Source organism: Microbacterium suwonense, assembly GCF_030296555.1.
In the GTDB taxonomy this organism is placed as follows: Bacteria; Actinomycetota; Actinomycetes; order Actinomycetales; family Microbacteriaceae; genus Microbacterium; species Microbacterium suwonense.
Genome location: NZ_AP027728.1, coordinates 1,990,230 through 2,013,206 on the forward strand (window position 1 = coordinate 1,990,230; position 22,977 = coordinate 2,013,206).

Sequence of the window (22,977 nt, forward strand, 5' to 3'; positions counted from 1 at the left end):
TATTCGAGAACCCGAAGACCCCGGTCAGGTTGTCTGTCCCTGGCCGATCCGCCATCCGCTCGCGGCGTCCTGCTGTCGCCAGAATGCGGCGAACCGTCCCTCTGCGGCGAGCAGTTCCGGGATCGTGCCCTGCTCGACGATGCGTCCGTCTTCGAGGAAGACGACGCGGTCGGCGGTGCGGATGCTGCTGAGCCGGTGGGCGACGATGACCCGGGTGCGCAGGGTCGGATCGTCGACGAGGGCGGCAGTGACAGCCGACTCGTTCTCGGTGTCCAGGGCGCTCGTGGCCTCATCGACGAGCAGCACCGGGGCGGGCTTGAGGAGCGCACGGGCGATGGAGACGCGCTGACGCTCGCCGCCGGAGAGGGTGGTGCCGGCCTCGCCGACGCGGCTGGCCCAGCCGTCGGGCAGACGAGCGATGAGAGTGTCGACGCGCGCCAGGCCCGCGGCGCGCTCCAGGAGCTCGTCGTCGGCCGCGGGGTGTCCGGCGAGCACGTTCTCGCGGATGCTGCCGTCGAACAGGTACGGATGCTGGAACACGACGCTGACGAGCGCACGGCGGGACGGGGCATCCAGGGTGGTCACGTCGACTCCGCCGATGCGGATGCTGCCGGCGGTGGGCCGGTGCAGCCCGGCCAGGAGCGCCAGGACGGTGCTCTTGCCGGATCCGGAGGGGCCGACGATCGCGGTCGTCGTGCCCGGTTCGATCACGAGGTCGAAGCCGTCGAGCACGGCGGGTTGGTCATCCGCGCCGTAGCGGAAGCCGACGCCGCGCAGCTCGATCCTGGGGGCATCGGTCTCTGCGGTGCGCTCAGGTGTGGCGGCCTCCTCCCCCACGGGCTCGGTGGGGGCCTCCAGCACTTCGCGGATGCGGCGCAGCGTGCCCAACGCGGTCTCGACGCCGGGCGAGAGCTCGGCGAGCATGGTGAACGGGTCGAGGTAGCGAACGATGACGACGATGAGCGCGATCGCCTCGGGCACGCTCAGCGCTCCGCCCACCGCGAGGACGACAGTGGTGCCGGCGAGCAGGATCAGCGTGATCTGGCTGGCGATCCCGAAGATCACCTGCCCCGGAACCTGCAGCAGCAGCATCCGCATCGTCGCCCCGTGCTGGGCGGCCAGTGCCGCACCGACATGGCTGCGCTCGGGCTCGACGCGACGGGCCGCGCGCAGCGCCTGCTGCGTGCGGGCGAACTCCACGATCCGCTCGGTCAGGGTGCTGTTGGCGTCGGCGACGGCGTGGTCGGCGCTGCGGCTGAACCGCCCGGCCGCCCAGAAGGCGCCGAGCAGCACCGGCACCCCGGCCAGCGCGGCGACTCCGAGAGGCCAGGCGACCGGGAGGAGCGCGACGGCGATCGCGAGCGGAAGCAGCACCGCACCGATCATCGGCGTGACGAGGTAGATGATCAGCCCGACCAGGTCCGGGCCCGTCGCCGCGACGGCCTGTCTGGTCGTGGCCGTGTTCGCGGAGGTGAACCACGTCAGACGGATCTCGGTGATGCGGTCGGCGACGGCCTGCTGTCCGGTGTCGAGCAGCCCGAAACCGAGGTCGAATCCCCGCTTGGCGGCTGCCGCATCAATCGCCCAGCCCGCCGCGGTGACGAACGCGAGCGCCCCCAGCCACGGCCACGCCGTCGCCGGATCGGCGCTGAACAGCGCGGCCACGAGAGGCACGAGCAGTACCGCGCCCGCGGCGCGCAGGATGACCCCGAGGATGGTCAGCACGAGGTGACCGCCCACCTTGGCGCGGCTGTCGGCCGGGAGCAGTGCCAGGAGCGTGCGGATCATCGGTTCGCCTCCATTCGGCGGTGCTCGGCCGACACGGCATCCGCCGAATGCTCTCCCGCTTCCCAGAGCTGTCGATACCGGCCTTCGCGGGCGAACAGCTCGGCGTGCGTGCCGGTCTCTGCGATCCGGCCGTGGTCGAGCACGACGATGCGATCGACGCCGGTGATGGTGTGCAGCCGGTGGGCGATGACGAGCACGGTGCGTCCGGTGGTGAGTCGGTTCAGTGCCTGTTGCACGAGGTACTCGGACTCCGGGTCGGCGAAAGCGGTGGCCTCGTCGAGGACGAGCACCGGGGTGTCGGCGAGGATGGCGCGGACGATGGTCAGCCGCTGCCGCTCGCCGCCGGAGAGCGCGGCGTCGGGTCCGAGCACGGTGTCGTACCCGTCGGGCAGGCGAAGGATGCGTTCGTGGATCTGCGCGGCGCGGGCCGCGGCGTGGATCTGCGCGTCGTCCGCAGCGGGGACGGCCAGGGCGATGTTCTCCCGCACGGTGCCCTGCACGAGCTGGGTGTGTTGGAACACGAACCCGACGCGCGCGTAGAGTTCGTCGGCGGTGAGCTCACGCAGGTCTCGTCCGCCGATCCTGATCCCACCGCTCTCGACGTCGTGGAACCGGGCCAGCAGCGCCGCGAGGGTCGACTTGCCCGATCCGGAGGGACCGACCAGGGCCGTCACGGTGCCCGGTTCGAGGGCGAGGGCGATGTTCTGCAGCACCGGGACGCCGGGACGGTACGAGAACCCGACATCGTCGAACTCGACCCGTCCTGCGGGGACGGCGGATGCCGTGTCTCCCGCCGCCGTGGTCTCGAGCTCAGGCTCGTCGAGCGCGACCTGGATGCGGCGCGCCGCCAGCAGCCCGGTGCGCAGGCCCGACAGCCCGTAGCCGATGCCCATCAGGCGGGCGCCGAACGTCGTGCCCAGCAGCAGGAACGGCAGCAGCGCGACCGGATCCATGCTTCCCGTGGCGATGAGCAGGGTTCCGAGGGCGCAGATGAGCAGCAGGAACGTCGCGGGTCGCGTCGCCAGGTCGATGAATGCCTTCTGCCCGGAGAGGGCGCTGCCAGGAGTTGATGAAGGCGATGTACTCGCCGAGCCGACGGCGGAAGGTGGAGGCGGCGGCACCGCCGAACACCCGGATCACCGGCTGACCGTCGAGGTACGCGCCGGCTTCGACGTTCATCCGCTCAGCCCAGCGCATCGCCTCTGCGGTGCGGGGACCGGACTGCACGAGCATGATCGCCATTCCGACGATGTAGACGAGCACGGGAAGGAACAGCAGCAGCGCGATGCGCCAGTCGACGAGGAACAGGTACACGAGGACGGCGACAGGCGCGACGACCGCCGCGACGGCATCGGGGACCGCGTGGGTGACGAGGTAGTGCAGTGAGAGCGTGTCGTCCTGCACGAGCTGCTTGATCCGCCCGGATCCTCGGGCGTCGAACCAGCCCAGCGGCATGCGGGCGAGCTTGGTCAGCAGCCGCTGCCGCAGATCTCGGGCGAAGCGCGCGTCGACGCTGTGCAGCCACAGCAGCAGCGCGGAGCTCAGCAGCACCCCGACGCCCATGAGTGCGACCGCCCAGAGTCCGATCGCCCACAGCCGTGAGGTGTCGGCACCGGTCAGCAGAAGGCGGGAGAGCTCGACCAGCAGCACGAAAGGCGCCAGCTGCACGAGCACGATGAGCAGCTGCGCGATGCCGGCGACGATCATCGTGGTGCGCAGCGGGGCGATGAGCCGGCCACCGGCCTGTGCCCGCCAGGCGCCGCGTGGCGAGGACTCGACCGACTCCACGACTCCGGCAGACGTCGGCTCCGGCACGGCGTCCGCAGCGCTCTCGACGACCTCTCCCGTCTCGGCCGTCTCGGCGACCTCGGGCTCCGGCACGGCCTTCGAGCGATTCGTGCCGAACGCGCGCCCGTGGTACCAGTACGCCTGTGCATGGATCTCCGACCTGGGGAAGCCGAACTCGTCTCGCAGTCGTACCCGCAGGTGCTTGAGAGACCCTGATTCCGCGGCCGTCCACGCATACCAGTCCGACCAGTCCCGCGCCTCGATCGAGGCCGCCAGCGACGTCTCACCCCGGCGGGGAATCCAGTGCACCTGCGCACGCGGGTGCGCTGTGAGCGGGATCAGTCGGTCGGCCTCCTGATGCTCTTCCAGGTACAGTTCCACCGGTATCTCGGCGGGCAGCTCACCGAGAATGGCGTTGATCGCCGGAATCGATGCCGAGTCGCCGATCAGCAGATAGCCGGCCGGCAGCTCCTCGGGCAGGTCGAACCGTGTGGAACCCAGTGACGTGACCTGCACGGTCGCGCCCGGCTCGGCCTTCTGCGCCCAGGCGGAGGCGGGCCCCGCGGGCTCGTGCAGCACGAAGTCCACCGCGAACGCGCCGGTCGCCTCGTCGGCCTCCGAAAGGGTGTACCCGCGCTGGAACTCGAACTCTCCCCGGTCGGGATCGGGGAACCAGAACCGCAGATAGGCTGTCGGCGCCACCACCGCGTTCTGCAGCAGCGTCGGCGAGGTCATGCGCACGCGCAGGAAGTTCGGTGCGAGCAGCTCTGTACCCGTCACGGTCGCCTCGTGATCGCGCGCCCCGTACGCACGCGTGATCGCTCCGTGGAACCCGCGCTTGGCCATCACGTTCCTTCCCCGGCCCTGCCCGGCGACGACTTCCGCCCGGCGTGGATGATGCCACCCCAATGAAAACTAAGGTGAGCCTAACCAAATACACGGCGGCTGTCGACCTCCATTCGGGGTACCGGTGAACGGCTTCTCGCGTCACCGCCGCTATTCGACCAGCTTTCCCACCGAGTCGACATCGCGCATCAGCTCTGCGACCTCGTCGGGGATCGCAGCGATCGGCTCACGGACGACTCCGGTGCTCGGCGACCAGACGAGGTTCACCTGCAGCGTGGGGTCGGTGTCGGGAAAGTCACTGCGGTTGTGGCATCCGCGGGTCTCGCGCCGCTCCCGCAGCCCCTCGAGAAGCCCGTCCTCATCTCGCACCACGCCGGCACTCGCACGGTGAGCCTGGCGCACCGCTCCGACGTCACGCCAGGCGTGGCAGTCGCGGCGATGCGGGACGTGCTCGTAGTCACCGCCGAGCATTTCACGGACCGCGACCCGGCTCTGCACAGTGTCGGGTTATAGGCCACAGTGTCAGGACGAGGAACGCAGAAACGGCCCCCACCGAAGTGGAAGCCGTCTCGTCACTGTCTCAACACAGTGTGCGCCACGAGGGATTCGAACCCCCAACCTTCTGATCCGTAGTCAGATGCTCTATCCGTTGAGCTAGTGGCGCCCGGCCCGCTCAGCAGGCCAGGGAACAGCCTACAGCACCGCAGACCGCTAAGTGAAATCACCGGGAACGTCAGGTGTCGCCCACCTGTCGGGCCTCGCGCCGGGTGCTGCGCTCGCTCTTCGCCGCGTCCTTCTCCGCAGCCTTCTCCGCCGCCTTGGCTCGTTTCCGGCGTGCGCGCTGCTCGGATGAGAGCGCCTGCAGATCGACGAGTTTGAGTGCCTGCATCCGTGCATCGCGCATGCGGTCATAGTCGGGATCCTGGTCGGGGCGCATGCCTTCGACCCGCAACCGCCGGTCGAGGTTGCCACGCACGTCGCTCCAGGCGGCAGCCCGCGCTTCTTCGACGAGCTCGCCGAGCGCCTCGGGCTCCTCGGTCATCTTCCGCAGCCGCTCGGCCACGCCAGCGGACTGCTTCGCTCGACGTCGCAGGTTCCGCACGTCGCGGTCGCGGTAGTCATGAGTGCCGTGCGGGTCGGAGTGACGCCCCTTGGCCCGTTTGCGCAGCCGCGTGAGCAGATCCGCCGCGTCGTCGGACTCCTTCGCCATGGACAGCAGCGCGGCGCGCGCGACATCCATGTAGTGGTCGATCTCGAAGGCGCCGCCGCGCGCGATCGTCCCGACCAGGATCTGGTTCTTCACGGCCAGCTTCGCAGCCGCCGTGGCGATCGCGACACCCTCGCCGATGGCATCCGCCGTACGTCCCACGAGCACCTCCCGAATCGAGCGTACCGGCAGCCGCCGACGGCGGCGAGAGATGTCAGTCCGCTGCGCCCTCCCGCGCTCGAAGGCGTCGCTCCGCGGCCAGCTGCCCGTCGATCAGATGGGTGGGGATGATGCGCCCGATGGCATCGACATCACGCGCGTGCATCGCGGTGAGGATCTCCCGATGAGCACCGGCCGTCTCGGACAGTTCGTCGTACTGGCCGAACAGCCAGCGCAGTCGCGTGATCATCGACTCGGCCAGCTCGACGAGCATGGCGTTTCCCGACAGTTGCACGGCGGTGAAGTGGAACTTCGCGGATGCCGTGCGCGAGGTCTCCACGTCGTTGGACGCCGCAGCGGTCTCCTCCTCGTCGACGATGGACTCCAGCAGCGCCAGCCCGTTCTCGTCGATGCGCTCGGTCGCCAGCACGAATGCGAGGGTCTCGATCGCGGTGCGCACTTCGGCGAAGTCCTGCAGGTCCTGCACCGAGAACTCCCGCACCACCGCCCAGGTACGGGGCTTGGCCACGACGATGCCGTCGGCGACGAGCATTCTGATCGCCTCGCGCACCGGAAGCCGTGAGACGTGCAGCTCCGCCGCTATGTCGCGCTCGACCAGCCGCGAGCCCGGCTCACGTCGCCCGAGCATGATGTCATCGCGCAGCACATCCGCCACACGCTCCGATTCCAGTCGGCTGATCCGATCCCGCACCATGTGGGGATTCAACCACCCGCGTCGTCATTCGGCCAGCAGGTGCATCGCGCCGATGTCATTCTGGGATCATGACGCTTCCCTCTTCGGCCCTCGCCGGCCTCGTGCGCGTATACCCCGGCGACGACGGCCCCCTGCGCGGCACGGCATTGCTCTGGGCGCATGGCGGCGGGTTCGTGCACGGCGATCTCGACATGCCCGAGGCGGATGCCGTGGCACGGGCCTTCGCGGCCCGTGGCGCAACGGTCGCCTCGGTGGACTACCGCCTCGTCGCAGCGGACGGCACCCGGACGTTCCCCGCGGGCTCGGACGACGTCCTCACCGCCTGGTCGTGGCTGGTCGCCCACGCCACCGAGCTCGGTGCCGACCCGGGCCGGCTGTTCGTCGGCGGTGCGAGCGCGGGCGGGAACCTCATCGCCGGGGCCGTGCTGCGGATGCTGGGGAATGAGCCGGCCACGGCATCCGTCCCGCTCCCCGCTGGCGTGTTCCTCGCCTACCCGACCCTGCTCGCCGTGCAGCCGGCGCCGTCCGCCGCACTGCGCGCCGCGCTGGACGCGGATCCGGATGCCGATGTCTTCACCCCGCCTGCCGTGCGCGCCATGTACGAGACGTATCTGGGTGGCGACGTCGGGGACGCACCTCTGACTGCCGTCCCCGGCCGGGCGACGCCCGCCGACGTGGTGGGGTTCCCGCCGACGATCATGGTCAACAGCGACACCGACGAGCTGCGCGTGTCGGGCGAGCTGTTCGCCGCGACGCTGACGGATGCCGGGGTGCCGACCGACGTGTCATTCGAGCCGGGCACGAGACATGGGCACCTGAACCGCCCCGAGGAACCCGGTTTCGGGCGCACCATCGAACGCGTGGCCGCGTGGGTCGCGGCGCGGTGACCCCCAGAGCTCCGTCGGCGGAACGTCGGGCTCGGTCTCGGCGACTTCGGGGTGACGGGCGAGGTTGATGATCCCGGCGATGAGTCCGCCCCACACCGTGACCATCGCGATGACCATCATGACGACGGCGACAGGAGTCATGGCCGTTCTCCCTTCGACACCGCGTCCGGCAATCGGACGGCTCCCGTCTCGGCATCCGGTTCGTAGCTCTCCTCGACGAGGAACTCGTCGTACTCGGGGTCGTCCTTCGCGTGCGAACGTCCGCTCCACGGCAGCAGCGAGAGCAGGATCGCGAGGACGACCAGCGAGATGACCATGCCCCAGCCGAACACCCACAGGAACCAGATCGGATAGTCCCCGTACGGGGTGTTCACCTTGGCGATGATCTCGCTCACGAACAGGTAGCCGAGCACGACGGGCGCGAGCGCGCCGACCAGCAGCATCCAGATCCAGCCGACGTGGAAGCTCGAGCGGCGGTTGAGGTGATCCCTGAGGGCCGGAAGCCGGCCCAGCAGCCAGGCGACGACGATGACCGCGACGAACGCGACGGCCATGATGCCGAAGGCGTTGATGAAGGCATCCGCGGTGTCGAGCACCGCGAGAGCGGTGGTCGTCGAGAACAGTGCCAGCGAGATCAGCGCCACCGGGATCGACACCGTCATCGTGGTGCGGATCCGGCCCCAGCCGAGCTTGTCCTGCAGCGCGGCGACGATCACCTCGAGGATGCTGATCAGCGACGTGACGCCGGCGAACACCAGTGCGCCGAAGAAGAGCACGCCGATGATCGACCCGCCGGTGGCCTGCGACACGATCGTCGGGAAGGCCACGAATGCCAGGCCGATGCCCGAGGTCGCGACTCCGGCGACATCCGTTCCCTGCGCCTGCGCCATGAAACCGAGCGCCGCGAACACGCCGATCCCCGCGAGGATCTCGAAGCCGGAGTTCGCGAACGCGACCACCAGACCCGAACCGGTCAGGTCGGTCTTGCGCTTCAGATACGACGAGTAGGTGACCATGATGCCGAACGCCACCGACAGCGAGAAGAAGATGTGCCCGTAGGCCGCCGCCCACACGCCCGGGTCGGCGAGCGCCGCCCAGTTCGGGGCGAAGAACGCGTTCAGGCCCTCCATCGCCCCGGGCAGGAACAGCGACTGCACGACGAGGATGACGAACATCACCGTCAGCAGCGGCATGAGCACCATGTTCGCCCGGCCGATGCCGCGCTTGACGCCCAGAGCCATGATGACGATGACGACGAGCCAGACCAGGATCAGCGGGATGCCGGCCTGCGGCACGAACTGCGCCGACAGCCCGGTCTTCCCGACGTCGCCCATCTGCAGGAACTCCGTGAAGAAGAAGCCCTCCTCGTTGCCGACGCCCCAGCTCAGCTGCGCCGAGAACCAGGTGTACATCGCCGCCCACGCGATGATCACCGCATAGTAGGCGGCGATCACGACGCAGATGAGCACCTGCCACCAGCCCAGCGGCTCCGCCGCCCGGTGCATCCTGCGGAACGCGAGCGGTGCCGACCCGCGGAAGCGATGCCCGATCGCGTAGTCGAAGAAAAGCAGCGGGATGCCGGCCGTCAGCAGCGCGCACAGGTACGGGATCAGGAACGCCCCGCCGCCGCCCTCGTAGGCGACATACGGGAAGCGCCAGATGTTGCCGAGGCCGACGGCCGAGCCGATCGCCGACAGGATGAAGACATTGCGAGACCCGAAGGCCTCGCGCCGGGGTGCCTGCGTCGTCGTCATGGTGACGAGGGTACCCGAGGGGCGCTGTCCAGGCTCAGGGCAGACGGTTCGCGATGGCGAGATTGGCCGCCAGCTCCTCGGCGTTCTGGCGCACGACGTACGCGGGGCGGTCGCGCTCGACGCGCCACGATTCGCTCAGCGGCCCGATGTTGACGGTGTCGAACCCGATCTCGTCATAGAACCGGGTGACGAACTCGACGGCATCCGCATGGTCGCTCGCCGTCGCGAGCGCTCGACGATCCGGGGTGCCGGCCGGTACGCCGTCGGTGGTGATCTCGTCCGAGCGGATGTGGTTGAACGCCTTGACGACACGTGAGGTCGGCAGGTGCTCCTGCAGCAGCTGCGAGGTGGTCGTCTCGCCCCTGTCGAGAGCGTCGATGTGCCCGTCCCGCTCGAAGTAGTAGTTGTTCGTGTCGAGCACGATCTTGCCTGCGAGCGGCTCGACGGGGATCTGATCGAGCGCCTTCAGCGGCACCGTCACGACGACGACGTCTCCGGCCGCACCGGCGTCGGCGGCCGTGGCCGCCCGCGCCTTCGGCCCGAGGTCTGCGACGAGGTCGCCCAGGGTCTCCGGTTCACGCGAGTTCGCGATCACCACGTCGTACCCTGCCGCGATGGCCGCCCGTGCGACCTGACTGCCGATGTGTCCTGCGCCGATGATTCCGAGAGTTGTCATGCTCGGGGGAACGCGGCTGCGGGTTCCGTATTCCCCGGGACCGCCATCATGACGTTCGGCGTTACCAGCGCGGGTGGATGGCGTCGCGGATCCGGTGATCGTAGAGTTCGCGCACGGATGCTGTGAACTCGTCCCCGAGATCCGGGACGGAGCCCGCTGCGGCGTTCGACTCGGCCTGCGTCACATTGCGGGCACCGGGGATCACCGAGGAGACCCCGGGAGCTGGGAGACCCAGGCCAGAGCCGCCGTGGCCGGCGCGAGACCGGCGTTCTCGGCGAGCACGGAGAATTCGCGAGCGGCCTCGACGCCCTCGTCGAAATCGATGCCTGAGAACGTCTCTCCCTGATCGAACGCCTCACCGTGCCGGTTGAAGGTGCGGTGGTCGTTCGCGGCGAACACCGTGTCGTGCGTGTAGCGTCCCGTGAGCAGTCCGCTCGCGAGCGGCACCCGGGCGATGATCCCGACACCGGCCTTACGTGCAGCCGGGAGAACGTCGTCGAGCGGCTTCAGCCGGAAGGCGTTGAGGATGATCTGCACCGTCGCCACTCCAGGTCGCGCGATCGCGGCGAGAGCCTCGGCGACCGTCTCGACGCTCACTCCGTAGGCGGCGATCGCCTTCTCTTCGACGAGGGTGTCCAGCGCATTGAAGACGGCATCGTCGGAATACACCGCGGTCGGCGGGCAGTGCAGCTGCACGAGGTCGAGCGTGTCGACACCGAGGTTGCGCCGGCTGCGGTCGGTCCACGCGCGGAAGTTCTGCAGCACATAGTTGCCCGGGATCTGCTCCACCCGGCGCCCCATCTTGGTGGCGACGGTCAGCTCGGCATCCGGGTTGTCGCGTCGCCATGCCCCGATGAGCGACTCGCTGCGCCCGTCGCCGTAGACGTCGGCGGTGTCGAAGAAGGTGACCCCGGCTGCCGCGCTCGCGTCGAGCACCGCCCGCGCATCAGCCTCGCTCACCTCACCCCAGTCGGCGCCGAGCTGCCAGGTTCCGAGGCCGATGAGTGAAACGTCGCGGCCGGTGCGGCCCAGAATACGATGCTGCATGCTTCCAGACTATGGCTCCGGGGCAGGCGGCGTCCGCGCCGGAGCAGGGTGCTCAGGCGGCCTGAAGGACTTCGAGGAACGCCTTCATCCAGGTGCCGTTGTCGGGCCACGCCCGCGCCGTGACGAGATTTCCGTCGACGACCGCACCGCCGTTCTCGAAGACACCGCCGGCAGTGGTGACATCCACCGCGAGCTCCGGGTATGCCGACGAGGTGCGGCCTTCGAGCACTCCGGATGCCGCCAGGAGCAGCGGCCCGTGGCAGGTGGCTGCCACGGGCGCGTTCTTCTCGAAGAAGTGTCGCACGAGGCGCTGCGCGTCGGCATTGTTGCGCAGATACTCCGGGGCGCGACCGCCCGGCACCACGACCGCGACGTAGTCGTCGGGGTCGACGTCGGCGAGTGCGACATCCGCGTCGCAGGTGTGCCCAGGTTTCTCGGTGTAGGTGTCGAATCCGTCGACGAAGTCGTGCACGACGAACTGCAGCTTGCGCTTCTCGGGCGCTCCGATGTGCACCTCGTATCCGGCCTCCTGCAGCCGGTGATACGGGTAGTACACCTCGAGGGTCTCGGCGGCGTCGCCGGTGATGATCAGGATCTTGTCGGCCATGATGGCTCCTCTCGTCTGATCTCAGCATCCGCGCGAACGGACGCGGTCGCCAGCGTCGTTCTCACCGTGTGCGAATCAGCCCCGAACAACCCGTCCCACCCGCTCCGAACCTGCCTACCATGAAGCATGACCAACCTCGGCGCGGAGGAGAGCGGGCTGATCCGCTCGGCCGACCGTGCGCTGCGGCTGCTGGATGCCGTCGGCTCATCGCCCGACGGACTGACCGCCGCTGAACTCGCTGAGCGGCTCGCACTGTCGACTGCGACGGTCTACCGACTGCTGGGCACCCTCGCCGAGCGCGACTACCTGGTCAGAACCGGCAGCGCCCGGTACATCCTCGGCCGGGCGGTCGACGATCTCGGTCGGGCGGTGCGCGCGCAGCTGATCGTGACTCCTGAGGTGCGCGCGATTCTCACCGGCATCCACGACGACGCCCGTGCACCCGCCTACCTGACCGTCTTCCGCGGCGATGACATCGCCGTGGCGCACGTCGCGGACTCTCCCCAGCATCCGCGCATCGGACAGCTGCACGTCGGATTCACCGAAGCCGCCCACGTCACCGCGTTCGGCAAGATCATGCTCGCCGAGCGCGACGACGCCGCGCTGAGAGGCTACCTCGAGCGGCACGGCGCCGCGCGCGTCGGACCGAAGTCCGTGACCAGCGAGGAGGGCCTACGCGCCCAGCTCGACGAGGTGCGCGCGCAGCAGGTGGCCATCGAGGTCGACGAGTACATGCCGCACCTGGCCTGCATCGCCGCCCCGGTGCGCTCCCGGTCCGGCCGCACCGTCGGGGCGGTGTCGCTGTCGACGACGACGGACGACTTCACCTCACGAGCGCACGAGTTCGAGAAGATCGTGCGCCGCGGCGCCTGGCACGTCTCCAGCAGCATGCCGGTGTGAGGCGGGCGAGCTCACCCCGGCGACGGCCCGGTCGAGTTGCGCACGAGAAGCGTCGTGTGGAGGCGCTGATGATGGTCCCGCGTGGAGTCGGAACCAGCGATCGCCTCAACGAGATACTCGGCTGCCAGCCGCCCCTTGGCTTCGATCGGCTGGCGGATCGTGGTGAGCGATGGAGAGGACCAGCTCGCCTCGGCGAGATCGTCGAACCCGGTCACGGAGACCTCTCCGGGAACGGAGACATCTGCCTCCCGCGCAGCGTCGAGGATGCCCAGAGCGATGATGTCGCTGAATGCGACGATCGCTGTCGGGCATTCGGACTGCACCCAGAGCTTGTTGAACGCGGAGGCTCCCCCAGCACGTGTGCACGGCACCTCAAGTACCGTGATTCCGGCGCTCTCAGGAGTCAGACCATGCGATGCGAGTGCCGAGATCGCTCCCTGCATTCGGCGGAGAACAGGGCCACGCCAGTGCGTGTATCCACCCTCGGTCCCCGTCTCGATCGCGACGATGGCGATCCGGCGGTGTCCGAGGTCCAGTAGATGGGTGAGGAGCGCTTCGATGCCCTCGCTGTCGTCGATCTCGACCGACGGCACGTCGTCATGCAGTTCGCTGTCGACGAGGACGAAGGGGATTCCCCGCTGGCGGAGCGCGTTCACCTCACCTCGATCATGCTCCAGGCCGCTGACGATGAAACCGTCGACCGCAGCGTATGGGATCGTCTTCAGCATCGAACCGCGCAGGGGCGGCGCGAGAAGGAGGGTGAACCCTTCGCGCTGACAGGTCTGTCCGATGCCCTGGAGGAACTGCGTGTAATAGGGGTTCTCAAGCACCTTGTCGAGCTGCTGTGGAAGGAGAAGCCCGAGGCTGTCTGTCCGTCGGGTGCGAAGCATGCGCGCAGCCGGATCCTGCGAATAGCCGAGCTCTGTGGCCGCCTCGAGGATGTTCTTCACCGTCGCCTCAGAGAGCCGATTCGAGTTGTTGAACGCGAGGGAGACGGCCGTCTTCGAGACGTTCGCGCGCTCCGCCACGTCCTGCATGGTCACTCTGCGGTTCTTCATGGTCGTGTCTCGTTCGTGAAGGTTGTGAGGTAGGTGACGCCGCCGGCGGCGAGGCGAATGCATCCGTCCTTGTCGAACGCTGCATCTCCGAGAAGGACTCGCCAGGCATGACCCTCCACGAGGCCGGGCAGCGCGCGGACGGGGATGCGTGTGCCGCTGCCGCGATGCACGATGGCGACGACGACCGCGCCATCGTCTGCGCGACGGATTACCAGAACAGTATCGTCATCGAAAGCGCTCACTTCCTGGGCTCCCCGTCGAAGGGCGGCGCACTCAGCGCGTGCCCGACTGAGGGAGCGGATGCCGTCAAGGAGTTCATGGGACCAGTCCGACTCATCCCATGGCATCGTCCCACGGCATCCAGGATCATTCTCACCAGTCAGCCCGACCTCGTCGCCGTAGTAGAGCATCGGCGCCCCTTCGGCTGCGAAGAGCAGCGAGTAGGCGCGGAGGGCAGCGCGCACATCACCGCCGTGGCGCGTGAGCACGCGCTCCGTGTCATGGCTGCCGAGGAGGTTCAGCATCCCGGAGCGAAACCCGTCGGGGATACGAGCGCGGAGCATGTTCATCCCGCTCACCAGCGCCCCGGCATCGACCGATCCGTCCGCAGTGAACCCCAGGATGAGATCGCGCAGCGTGTAGTTCATCGTGCCGTCTGCGAGGTCGCCTTGAAGCCACTCCTCCGGGTCACGCCATTCCTCGGCAACTATGTACAAGTCTTCACCGAGACCTTTCACCACGTCGCGGAAGCCTCGCCAGAAGCTGTGGTTGATGAAGTACGGCACGTCGAGTCGCCAGCCGTCGATGCCCTGCTCTATCCAGTGTCGAGCGACGTCGTAGTGGTGCGCACGCACCTCCGGATTGTATGCGTTCCACTTCGGCAGGTAATAGCAGCCGGAACAGGTGCGGTAGTTCGGCACCGGGTGAGACGTCACGGGAAAGCCCTCTACCGAGAACCAGTTGACATACTCCGATGCGGCCTCGTTCTCGATGACGTCGCGGAACGCCCAGTGGCCATCTCCGCAGTGGTTGAAGACGGCATCCAGTACAACCCGTATCCCGCGCTGGTGAGCAGCATCGAGGAACCGTCGGAAGGCGTTGAGGTCCCCGAGCCTGTGATCGATCGTGAAGTAGTCCTTCGCGTCATATCGATGATTCGTGTCGGCCTCGAAGATGGGAGTGAGATAGATCGCATTCGCCCCAACGGAGACGATGTGATCGAGCCGCGCGGTGATGCCGGCGAAGTCACCGCCGAAGAAGTTCTCGCGGGTCGGTGCCGCGCCCCATGGCTCGACACCGGGTGGGTCGAGCGTGGGGTCGCCGTTGGCGAACCGCTCGGGGAAGATCTGGTAAAAGGTGGCATCGGCGAGCCAGTCAGGGGTCGACATCAGTCCTTCAATCCGGTCGAGGCGATTCCACGCACGAGCGCGCGTTGGAAGAAGAGGAAGACCACGATGCTGGGGATGGTCGCAGTGAGGGTACCGGCCATCAGGTAGTTCCAGCTTGTGCCGTAGCGCCCCACAAAAGCAGAGAGTCCGATCTGGATGGTGCGCACGTCATCGGTATTGGTGACCAGCAGCGGCCAGAGGAAGTCGTTCCAGGCGAAGAGGAAGCTGAAGATGGCAAGTGTGGCGAACGCCGGAGTCGACAAGGGAACGATGATCCGGAAGAACGTGCCGGCACGGCTGCATCCGTCGATGCGCGCCGCTTCTTCCAGTTCCATCGGGATGGATGCGAAATACTGCCGAAGCAGGATGATCCCGAAGACATCTGCCAGGCGCGGCACGATGAGCCCCGAGTAGGTGTCGATCCAGCCGAGATCGGCGACGATCGCATACGCGGGAATGATGGTCACGAACATCGGAATCATCAGTGCGGCGAGCAGGATCATGAAGATCGCGTTCTTGAACGGGAAATCGAGCCGGGCGAACGCGTACGCGGCCAGGGCATCCAGAACGAGATGTCCCGAGACGATTCCGACGGCCATGATGATGCTGTTGAGGTAATACTGTCCGAACGGCGCGGCCTCCCAGGCATGGACGTAGTTCTCCCAGTGCCAGGAGGTCGGCAGGATCGACGTGTTCGTGTACGTCTCGGCCCGCGTCTGAAGCGATGTCGTGAACATCCACAGGAACGGGATGACGACAAAGGCCGCGCCAAGGATGAGGACCAGATGCCGGCCGAGTGCGAGTCGCAGACGTGGGTTCATCGGAGTGATGACCTTCCCGATCCCGAGGCTCGCCATTGCACGAGCGTGACTCCGAGGATGAGCAGGAGTGTCACGAATGCGATGGCCGTTCCGTAGCCGAAGTCGCCGAGCCGGAAAGCCTCGCGATACATGAGCATGCCGAGCACCTCCGTGCCGCCTTGAGGTCCTCCACCGGTCAGGATGTAGACGAGGTCGAAGGCCTGGAAGCTGGTGATGAGCGCCTGGACGACGACGAAGAACGTCATCGGTGCGAGCAGGGGAATCGTGAGGAAGCGGAGCCTTTGTGCCAGGTTCGCGCCATCGAGCTGCGCCGCCTCGAAAACGCCTTGAGGCAGTGCTTGGAGCGCGGTCAGATAGAGCACCGCGTTGAATCCGAGGTTCTTCCATACCGTGAGCAAAGTGAGCGCACCGAGGGCCAGCCAGCGATCCTGCAGCCAGTTCGGACCATCGATTCCAACTTGAGCGAGCACAGAGTTGACGAAGCCGGCAGGGTCGAGCATGTACTTCCACACGATCGCGGCGGCGACAGACGATGTCACAGCGGGCAGGAAGTAGACGCCGCGATAGAAGCCACGGCCACGCAACGGTGCGTCGAGAAGCAGTGCGATGGCGAGTCCGGATGCGACGGAGAGGACCGACACGCCTGCTGCGTAGATGCACGTGACGAGGACGCTGTTCCAGAACTCCGGGTCCCGGGCGAGGCGCACGTAATTGTCGAGGCCGATGAATTCCTTGATCGGATCGAATCCGTTCCAGGAGGTCACGCTGATATAGCCGGCGGAAACGATCGGGTAGAGCACGAAGACGCCGATCACAGCCAATGCGGGGAGGAGGAACAGCGCAGCCGTGAGCACCTGCTCACGCTCGTAGCGCCGCGGCGGGCGCCGTGCGGAGTTCAGGTCGCTGCGAGGGTCCCGTCCGGGCGCTTGCGCGCCCCGGACGGCTGGTGCTGGACAGTGCCACGGAGTCGATCAGCCTTCCGCGATGACCGCGTTGACCGCGGTCTCGGCGCTCTCGAGGGCGTCTTCGACGCTCGCCTGTCCGCTCAATGCGGTCTCGATCTTCTGCGCGAAGGCGAGGGAGATCTTCGGGTAGAGCGGGGTGTTCGGGCGGGCGTGTGCGTCGGCCATCTGCTCGACGTATGGCAGCAGACGTGGCTCGGTGCTGTTGACCCAATCGAGGTAGTCGCTGCTCGTCGCAACGGAGTTCGTTACCGGGAGCATGCCCGTCGTCTCGCTCCAGCTCTCGACCTGGTCGGGCTCCAGGAACCAGGCGAGGAAGTCCGCGGCAGCCTTCGTGGTCTCGTCGGAGTTATCGAAGACCATCGCCTGCTCGCCGCCGAGGTTCGTCGCGGGCACCCCGTCACTGGGGTACGGCGCCTTACCGACTCCGAAGTCGAACGGCGGGTCGGATGCCCAGATGCCGACCATCCACGATCCTTCCTGCGCTGAGCCGCCCTGGCCCTTCTCGAACTCGCCCCAACGGGCATAGGGGCTCACGCCGGACTCGATCAGATCCACCCAGAACTGCAATGCCTTTCTGCCTTCCGGGGTATTGAATGCGGCTGCCGAGTTGTCATCCGTGAGGAACTCACCTCCGGCCTGCCAGAGGTTGACTTGGAAGTTCCAGGTCAACCCTTCGCCATTGTCGCCCGCCTGCGTGAAGAGGTCGTAGCCGGGTTTGCCTGTCTTGTCGAGCACGGCCTTGCCCGCTGACATGAGCTCTTCCCACGTCGTCGGCGGCTGGTCGGGATCGAGACCGGCTTCTTCGAACAGCGTCTTGTTGTACATGAACGCGAGGTTGTTCGCCGACACGGGCACCGAGACCTGCTTGCCCCCGATCGTCCCGAAGGAGGTCAGCGCCGGGTTGATGTCGGCGATCGTCTCTTCCGGGAGGAAGCCCGAAAGGTCGGCGAGTGAGCCGATCTGTTCGATCTGCGGAACCCACACCAGGTCGCCGATGGCGATGTCGGGGAGGGTTTTCGATGTCGCTGAGGCCCGCAGCTTCGTGAGGAAATCGGCGTTCGGCACGTTCGAGGTGCTGATCTTCACCTCTGGATGGGCGGCGTTGTACTCATCTGCCATCGCATCGAAGGCATCGGCGTTGGTGCCGTCCCAGTAGTGCCATACGGTGACTTCGGTCACGCCGTCTGCGTCGTCTGCAGCCGAGGTGCAGCCCGAGAGGGCGAGCAACCCGGCGGTTGCGCCGATCGCGGCGATCATGAGTGTTCTGCGGTGCATCATTGCTCCTTTGGGATGAATCGGCGCTGCGGCGCCGCGGTGTGCAGGTGTGGTGCTGGTGAGTCGAAGCCGACTCGGGGGCCCGTATGCGCAGCCGCATCTGCGCGTGCGGGTGTGAACGCGAACCAGGCCGCGCTGTCGACCGGGACGACATTGCCGTCGACCACGGAAGTCGCAGTGGAGATGATGCTCGGGCCGAGCCCCCACTCTGATGGAATCGATGCCGGCTCATCGCCGAGGTTGATCACGCACGCTCCTGCACCTCGGGTGAATGCGAGAAGCTGCGGGTCGCCGGTGTCCAGCCAAGAGATCGATCCGGATCCCCTGAACAGGTGCCGGCGCTCCTGAATGAGGCGACTGTAGAGGCGGAGCATCGACCCGGCGTCCTTGCGCTGACTATCGGCGGCAAAGTCACCGAACCATTCCGGCTGGGGGAGCCACGGCGCACTGGACGCTGAGGGTGTGAAGCCGAAGTTCGGCTCTTCGGCCGACCAGGGAAGGGGGACGCGGCACCCGTCGCGTCCGAGCTCCATCCCGCCGGAGCGCAGCCAGATCGGATCCTGCCGCGCATGATCGGGCAGGTCAAAGACCTCGGGGAGCCCGAGCTCCTCCCCTTGATACAGGTACACCGTGCCGGGGAGCGCCAGCAGAAGCGCAGCCGCGGCACGAGCTCGGCGGGTCCCGAGCTCGAGATCCGCAGTTCCCTGCCTGCGTGCCGCAGCGATCATATCCGTGGGCTCGGGGGCGTCGAGTTCCTGCTCCTGCCCATACCGCGTCACAGTCCGGTGCACGTCATGATTCGACAGCGTCCATGCCTGTGGCCCACCCACGGATGCCGTGTGCAGTCCGGATTCGATGGCGGCGCGCAGTCGCGGTCCATCCCAAGGCTGCACGAGGAGTTCGAAGTTGAATGCCTGGTGCAGTTCGTCGGAGCGGAGGTACGCACTCAGTCGTTCGACAGATGGAACCCAGATCTCGCCGACGAAGTACTTCGGTTCGGACTGCCGCTCACCGATGGCTCTCCAGGACCGATAGATGTCGTGCACTTCCGGCTGGTCCCACATGTCGTGGTTGTGTCCGCCTGTGCCGTCGTCCGCGCCGGGCCAGTCGGCGAGTTCGGCCGACTTGACGTGGCCGTGTGCCACATCGATCCGGAATCCATCCACCCCGAGGTCGAACCAGAATGTGAGAACCTGATCGAAATAGGCAGCCACCTCCGGGTTCCGCCAGTTGAAATCCGGCTGCGCACGATCGAAAGAGTGAAGATACCACTGTCCAGGACGACCATCAGCGTCGAAGACGCGTGTCCATGCTGACCCGCCGAATACGCTCTGCCAGTTGTTCGGAGGCTGCTTACCGTCAACACCACGGCCATCCCGGAAGATGAACCGCTCACGCTCGGCGCTCCCCGGTTCCGCAGCCAAGGCCTGCCGGAACCAGGCATGTTCATCGGAACAGTGGTTCGCGACCATGTCCATCAGAACCCGGATGCCACGGGCATGCGCATCCTCGACGAGGTGAGCGAGGTCGTCGATCGTGCCATAAGCGGGATCGATCTCGAAGTAGTCGGCGATGTCGTAACCGTGGTCGCGTTGCGGCGATGTGTAGCAGGGATTCAGCCAGATCGCATCGATGCCGAGAGAGGAGAGCTCCGGGAGGGCAGCCCGGATGCCGGGGAGATCACCGATTCCGTCGCCGTTGCTGTCCCGGAAGGAGCGTACATATACCTGATATGCGACGGCGTCTTCCCACCACGGTCTCGGGGGTATCGGCATGTGTCGCTCCGAGGGGACGTTATCAGCGGACGCACCCAGAAGGCCTGTTGTGTCTGGTGAAGAGGTTCGCAACATCGAATTGTCCTGGTTCTGTGAGGCCGTGCGGGCGGCGTCGGGTGCGGCCGCACCACCCGCACGGGGTCGATGGGAGCTAAAGCGTCAGTGGATATCGATCACGTCCCCACTGGGGTAGCCACCTCGTCCGCTATGCATCCCGACGCTAGGTACACGTTTAGTAAATCGATAAAACACCAAAGGTGCACCTCTCGTCAACCCCCAAACCTGCTCAAGGTGGTAGGACTGCGTCAGACCCCAGACACCTACTCAGAGTTCAGGCGCCGCTGCGGTGAGATCTCTCGATCGAGCGCAGAGTCACTCCGCGTGCGGACGGAGCGCGTCATCGAGCAGCGGGAGATGATTCTCAACGACGTCGCGCGCAGTCTCGGCGTCAACTCCGAAGTACTGCTGGACGAGGATGTTCCGAAAACCTCGGATCTGCGGCCAGGCAATCTCCGGATGAGCGTCGGTCAGTTCTGCGGGCAGATGCGTAACAGCCTCTCCGATGATCCGCAGGTTCCGCTCAACCGCATCCTCAGCCGTGTCTGCGATATCGTGCACGTCGCTGCTCAGCGTCGGCAAGTAACGTCGACACCTGCAATCGCGGTCAGAGCATCGGCCACGCGGCTTTCGGCGTTGCGAGTCGCAGTGCGACCGCGTCGTGCTTCGCCGACTCCCAAACCGTACGCCAGAGCAATTGCGCAGGGAAAATGTCGATGTCCTCCCTGCCGTACAGTTCCCGGGTCTCTTCCATGAGACCACTCGCTTCTGACATCACCCACTGGTACCTCGCTGACGGCACCCGCGTCGAGATCCTCGACTTCCTCGACGACCACGCCCGCTACCTACTCGAGATCCGCCCCGCCGCCGCGTTCACCGGCCCGATGGTCGTCACCGCCATGACCGAACTGATCACCCGCTGCGGCCCGCCGTACTCAACTCTCACCGACAACGGACTGGTGTTCACCACTCGCTTGGCCCGCTTCAAAGGTGCCCGCGGTGGGTTCGAGAAACTGCTCGCCGCACACCGCATCACCCAGAAGAACGGCCGCCCCGGACACCCTCAAACCCAGGGAAAGATCGAACGCTTCCACCAGACCCTCAAACGCTGGCTCAAAGCTCGCCCCCTGCCGAACACGATCCAGGAACTCGCCACCCTGCTCACCGAATTCCAGACCTGGTACAACACCCGCCGACCCCACCGCTCCCTCGGCCGCCGCACCCCCGAACAGGCCTACACCGCCCTCCCCAAAGCGACCCCAACCAGCACCGCCGACACCACCGAATGGCGCTCCTGCACCGACACCGTCGACAAGAACGGGAAAGTCACCCTCCGCTACGCCGGCAAACTCCGCCACCTCGGCATCGGCCGCTCCCATGTCGGCACACCCGTGCTCCTGCTCATCCACGACCGCGACGTCACCGTCAGCAACATGAACACCAGCCAAATCATCGCCGAGTTCACCATCGACCCCACCAAGAACTACCAACCCAAGAAACCTTGACCCGCCCCGGTCAACGATCACCCGACTCACCGACCCCGCGTCAGCCGTCAACACCCCAGACAACAAAAGTCCTGAGCCGCGACAAGTTCGTAAACTATGTCGCGACTCAGGACAGTGGCGGAGACGGAGGGATTTGAACCCTCGGTCCCCGTGAGGGGACTCCACCTTAGCAGGGTGGTGTGCGCGGTCTAGCTATTCGATCGCCTTGGTGCGCCCATGTCCTTGAGACGACTGAGAACCCCGTAAGTCTGCGGATTCTCGGCACTATGGCCTCCCGCTCGCCACACACGGGAGATACCGAAAGCACGTCAGAATCGGCCGCCTCGGGATGCTCGGGACACTTTTCGGACACTTGTCGACACGATGGGGGAGGCGATTCGATCGTTTCGCTTCTGCAGTCGCCGTTCGAGATCGGGTGACGTCCCGCTGAGTGGTGGAGTCTCTCGACACCGTGCGGGTCAGCTGGTTTGAATATGCCGCGTTCAGTTCCGGGATCGCCACCTCCTCGTCGGTCGCGGTGAGGAGCTTCCTGGAGTGCTCGCTGAAGTAGCGGCGGTCTGCGCCGTCCCACTCATCGTGCTGCTCGATCAGAACGTGCCCTGCCAGGCGCAGGAGCGCGGCCGGGTTCGGGAACGTGCCGACGACATCGGTGCGGCGTTTGAAGCTCTCATGTCAAGAGTTCGTGTTGAATCGCGTCGCGGATCATGGTGCGGTGGATCGTGTTCGATAGGTGCCTTTTGAGGATGCGCATGGCTTCACGGCGCGTGTGTCCGCGGGTGATCGCGGCCTGGTAGAGCTCGCGGGCGCGCGGTTCGCAGCGAAGCTGGGTGACTGCGGTTCGGTGGATCGCGGCGTTCAGTCGGCGGTTCCCGCCGCGGCTGAGCCGGTGCCGCCGGGGCCGGCCTCCGTCCTCTCCGGAGCTCGCTGGGATCGGTGCCGTTCCGTTGAATCTCGCGAAGCCGGCCTCCGTGAACGGCGCGGGTCGCCGACCTCGAGGAGAATCTCCGCGGCAGTGCGCACGGCGATCCCTATGATTGACGGCAGGGCTGATCCGCTTGCGTCAACGAGCTTGCAGAGCTCCGCTCCAGCGACTTTGTCTTGGGCGAGCACGTCTTTGAGTATATTGCTCCGGCTGCGGATCAGCTTGAGCCGCAGGCGCCGAACCGGATCGGTGCCCGCACGCGTCCGAGCGCGGCGACCGCGGTGAACCGAGCCCGCGCGGTCGTGCGCTCAGGCAGCCTCGTCCGGATGTGTTCGGGGAGCTCCTGGATGAGTGCGTCGAGCTCGCCGATGAGCTGGACGCGGATCTTTCGCAGTGAGGTCCTGACGTTGTGCCAGAGCGCGATCTGGTCTCTGACCGGGTCAGGGGCGGCGGTCGCCGAGTGCTTGAAGGCGTGGGCGAGTCGGTCGTTGGTTTGCGTTTCCGCAGCCACGCGGTGCGCGTCGAGAGGATCGGACTTTCCCTCGTACCGACCCCGTTGACGCTGTGCGGTCTTGTGAGGCGGCACGTCCCTGACGTCCAGTCCGTGATCGACGAGGAACTCGGCCAGCGGGCGGCCGAGCCCGCTGGCTCCTTCAATCCCGATCTTGTGGATCGACCCAATCGATTGCGCCCAACCGAGCGCATCCGCGTGCCCCTTTCCTGTGTTCGCGAAGTGCTGATGGTCGAGGTCGCGTCCGCTCTCGTCGAGCACGGACGCGGTGAACACCTTCCTGTGGGGATCAACGCCGACGATGATGCTGCCCAAGGTGGCTCCCT

21 protein-coding genes, 1 tRNA gene and 3 pseudogenes are annotated in these 22,977 nt (G+C 66.7%); 3 read left to right on the plus strand and 22 right to left on the minus strand.

Annotation, left to right across the window (positions count from 1 at the left end):
- Positions 1–24: 24 nt before the first annotated feature.
- From QUE33_RS09965 to QUE33_RS09995, 7 genes and pseudogenes are all read right to left on the minus strand, one after another.
- Positions 25–1,788: an ABC transporter ATP-binding protein gene (locus tag QUE33_RS09965; RefSeq protein ID WP_286299648.1), complete on the minus strand. Its 1,764-nt coding sequence runs from the start codon at positions 1,786–1,788 to the stop codon at positions 25–27.
- Positions 1,785–2,681 carry an ABC transporter ATP-binding protein gene (locus QUE33_RS09970; protein ID WP_286303136.1) on the minus strand — a complete coding sequence of 299 codons (897 nt, stop codon included), beginning with the start codon at positions 2,679–2,681 and terminating at the stop codon, positions 1,785–1,787. The genes QUE33_RS09965 and QUE33_RS09970 overlap by 4 nt, the downstream gene beginning before the upstream one ends.
- Positions 2,599–4,422, minus strand: coding sequence for an ABC transporter ATP-binding protein/permease (locus tag QUE33_RS09975; protein WP_286299650.1), 1,824 nt, complete (start codon positions 4,420–4,422; stop codon positions 2,599–2,601). Before QUE33_RS09975 ends, QUE33_RS09970 begins: the two co-directional genes overlap by 83 nt.
- Positions 4,423–4,572: 150 nt before the next feature.
- Positions 4,573–4,770 (minus strand): annotated as a pseudogene (locus QUE33_RS09980) (succinate dehydrogenase); the annotation flags it as partial.
- 243 nt (positions 4,771–5,013) lie between these two features.
- Positions 5,014–5,086 (minus strand) — tRNA-Arg (locus QUE33_RS09985).
- Positions 5,087–5,155: 69 nt separating this feature from the next.
- Positions 5,156–5,791: an asparagine synthase gene (locus QUE33_RS09990; protein WP_286299651.1), complete on the minus strand. Its 636-nt coding sequence runs from the start codon at positions 5,789–5,791 to the stop codon at positions 5,156–5,158.
- Between the two features lie 52 nt (positions 5,792–5,843).
- Entirely contained in the window at positions 5,844–6,503 is a 660-nt protein-coding gene (locus tag QUE33_RS09995) for a GntR family transcriptional regulator (RefSeq protein ID WP_286299653.1), read from the minus strand.
- A gap of 68 nt (positions 6,504–6,571) precedes the next feature.
- On the opposite strand from QUE33_RS09995, the gene QUE33_RS10000 reads away from it, so the two are divergent.
- Positions 6,572–7,390 carry an alpha/beta hydrolase fold domain-containing protein gene (locus tag QUE33_RS10000; RefSeq protein ID WP_286299654.1) on the plus strand — a complete coding sequence of 273 codons (819 nt, stop codon included), beginning with the start codon at positions 6,572–6,574 and terminating at the stop codon, positions 7,388–7,390.
- Here QUE33_RS10000 and QUE33_RS16155 read toward each other — a convergent pair.
- From QUE33_RS16155 to QUE33_RS10020, 5 genes and pseudogenes are all read right to left on the minus strand, one after another.
- On the minus strand, positions 7,289–7,531 hold the full coding sequence (locus QUE33_RS16155; protein WP_350226445.1) for a methionine/alanine import family NSS transporter small subunit: 243 nt from the start codon (positions 7,529–7,531) through the stop codon (positions 7,289–7,291). The genes QUE33_RS10000 and QUE33_RS16155 overlap by 102 nt on opposite strands.
- Positions 7,528–9,144 (minus strand): sodium-dependent transporter, encoded by a 1,617-nt coding sequence (locus QUE33_RS10005; protein ID WP_286299657.1) that lies wholly within the window; start codon positions 9,142–9,144, stop codon positions 7,528–7,530. Before QUE33_RS10005 ends, QUE33_RS16155 begins: the two co-directional genes overlap by 4 nt.
- 34 nt (positions 9,145–9,178) lie before the next feature.
- The gene (locus QUE33_RS10010) at positions 9,179–9,820 is read right to left on the minus strand and encodes an NADPH-dependent F420 reductase (RefSeq protein WP_286299659.1); all 642 of its coding nucleotides are present in this window, start codon (positions 9,818–9,820) and stop codon (positions 9,179–9,181) included.
- A 61-nt stretch (positions 9,821–9,881) separates the two neighbouring features.
- A pseudogene (locus tag QUE33_RS10015) lies at positions 9,882–10,867 on the minus strand (aldo/keto reductase).
- Between the two features lie 52 nt (positions 10,868–10,919).
- Complete coding sequence (locus tag QUE33_RS10020; protein WP_286299660.1) at positions 10,920–11,474, minus strand: DJ-1/PfpI family protein; 555 nt, start codon at positions 11,472–11,474, stop codon at positions 10,920–10,922.
- Between the two features lie 126 nt (positions 11,475–11,600).
- On the opposite strand from QUE33_RS10020, the gene QUE33_RS10025 reads away from it, so the two are divergent.
- Positions 11,601–12,374, plus strand: coding sequence for an IclR family transcriptional regulator (locus QUE33_RS10025; protein ID WP_286299661.1), 774 nt, complete (start codon positions 11,601–11,603; stop codon positions 12,372–12,374).
- 11 nt (positions 12,375–12,385) lie between these two features.
- Here QUE33_RS10025 and QUE33_RS10030 read toward each other — a convergent pair whose 3' ends face one another.
- The 7 genes from QUE33_RS10030 to QUE33_RS10060 all read right to left on the minus strand — a co-directional run bounded on the left by QUE33_RS10030 (position 12,386) and on the right by QUE33_RS10060 (position 20,295).
- Positions 12,386–13,432, minus strand: coding sequence for a LacI family DNA-binding transcriptional regulator (locus tag QUE33_RS10030; RefSeq protein WP_286299663.1), 1,047 nt, complete (start codon positions 13,430–13,432; stop codon positions 12,386–12,388).
- Positions 13,429–14,820 (minus strand): glycoside hydrolase family 13 protein, encoded by a 1,392-nt coding sequence (locus QUE33_RS10035; RefSeq protein ID WP_286299665.1) that lies wholly within the window; start codon positions 14,818–14,820, stop codon positions 13,429–13,431. The genes QUE33_RS10030 and QUE33_RS10035 overlap by 4 nt, the downstream gene beginning before the upstream one ends.
- Positions 14,820–15,677 (minus strand): carbohydrate ABC transporter permease, encoded by an 858-nt coding sequence (locus QUE33_RS10040; RefSeq protein WP_286299667.1) that lies wholly within the window; start codon positions 15,675–15,677, stop codon positions 14,820–14,822. The genes QUE33_RS10035 and QUE33_RS10040 overlap by 1 nt, the downstream gene beginning before the upstream one ends.
- Positions 15,638–16,495, minus strand: coding sequence for a carbohydrate ABC transporter permease (locus tag QUE33_RS10045; protein ID WP_286299669.1), 858 nt, complete (start codon positions 16,493–16,495; stop codon positions 15,638–15,640). The genes QUE33_RS10040 and QUE33_RS10045 overlap by 40 nt, the downstream gene beginning before the upstream one ends.
- A 117-nt stretch (positions 16,496–16,612) precedes the next feature.
- Complete coding sequence (locus QUE33_RS10050) at positions 16,613–17,884, minus strand: ABC transporter substrate-binding protein (protein ID WP_286299671.1); 1,272 nt, start codon at positions 17,882–17,884, stop codon at positions 16,613–16,615.
- Complete coding sequence (locus QUE33_RS10055; RefSeq protein ID WP_286299672.1) at positions 17,881–19,656, minus strand: glycoside hydrolase family 13 protein; 1,776 nt, start codon at positions 19,654–19,656, stop codon at positions 17,881–17,883. The genes QUE33_RS10050 and QUE33_RS10055 overlap by 4 nt, the downstream gene beginning before the upstream one ends.
- A 372-nt stretch (positions 19,657–20,028) precedes the next feature.
- A complete protein-coding gene (locus tag QUE33_RS10060) occupies positions 20,029–20,295 on the minus strand; it encodes a HepT-like ribonuclease domain-containing protein (protein ID WP_286299673.1) in 267 nt (88 codons plus the stop codon).
- 134 nt (positions 20,296–20,429) lie between these two features.
- On the opposite strand from QUE33_RS10060, the gene QUE33_RS10065 reads away from it, so the two are divergent.
- The gene (locus QUE33_RS10065; RefSeq protein ID WP_286299674.1) at positions 20,430–21,218 is read left to right on the plus strand and encodes an integrase core domain-containing protein; all 789 of its coding nucleotides are present in this window, start codon (positions 20,430–20,432) and stop codon (positions 21,216–21,218) included.
- 474 nt (positions 21,219–21,692) lie between these two features.
- On the opposite strand, the pseudogene QUE33_RS10070 reads toward QUE33_RS10065, so the two are convergent.
- From QUE33_RS10070 to QUE33_RS10075, 3 genes and pseudogenes are all read right to left on the minus strand, one after another.
- Positions 21,693–21,890 (minus strand): annotated as a pseudogene (locus QUE33_RS10070) (transposase); the annotation flags it as partial.
- Positions 21,886–22,269, minus strand: coding sequence for a transposase (locus tag QUE33_RS16160; protein WP_350226559.1), 384 nt, complete (start codon positions 22,267–22,269; stop codon positions 21,886–21,888). The gene QUE33_RS16160 and the pseudogene QUE33_RS10070, both read right to left, overlap by 5 nt.
- An 88-nt stretch (positions 22,270–22,357) precedes the next feature.
- Complete coding sequence (locus QUE33_RS10075; protein WP_286299675.1) at positions 22,358–22,966, minus strand: IS110 family transposase; 609 nt, start codon at positions 22,964–22,966, stop codon at positions 22,358–22,360.
- Positions 22,967–22,977 lie beyond the last annotated feature (11 nt).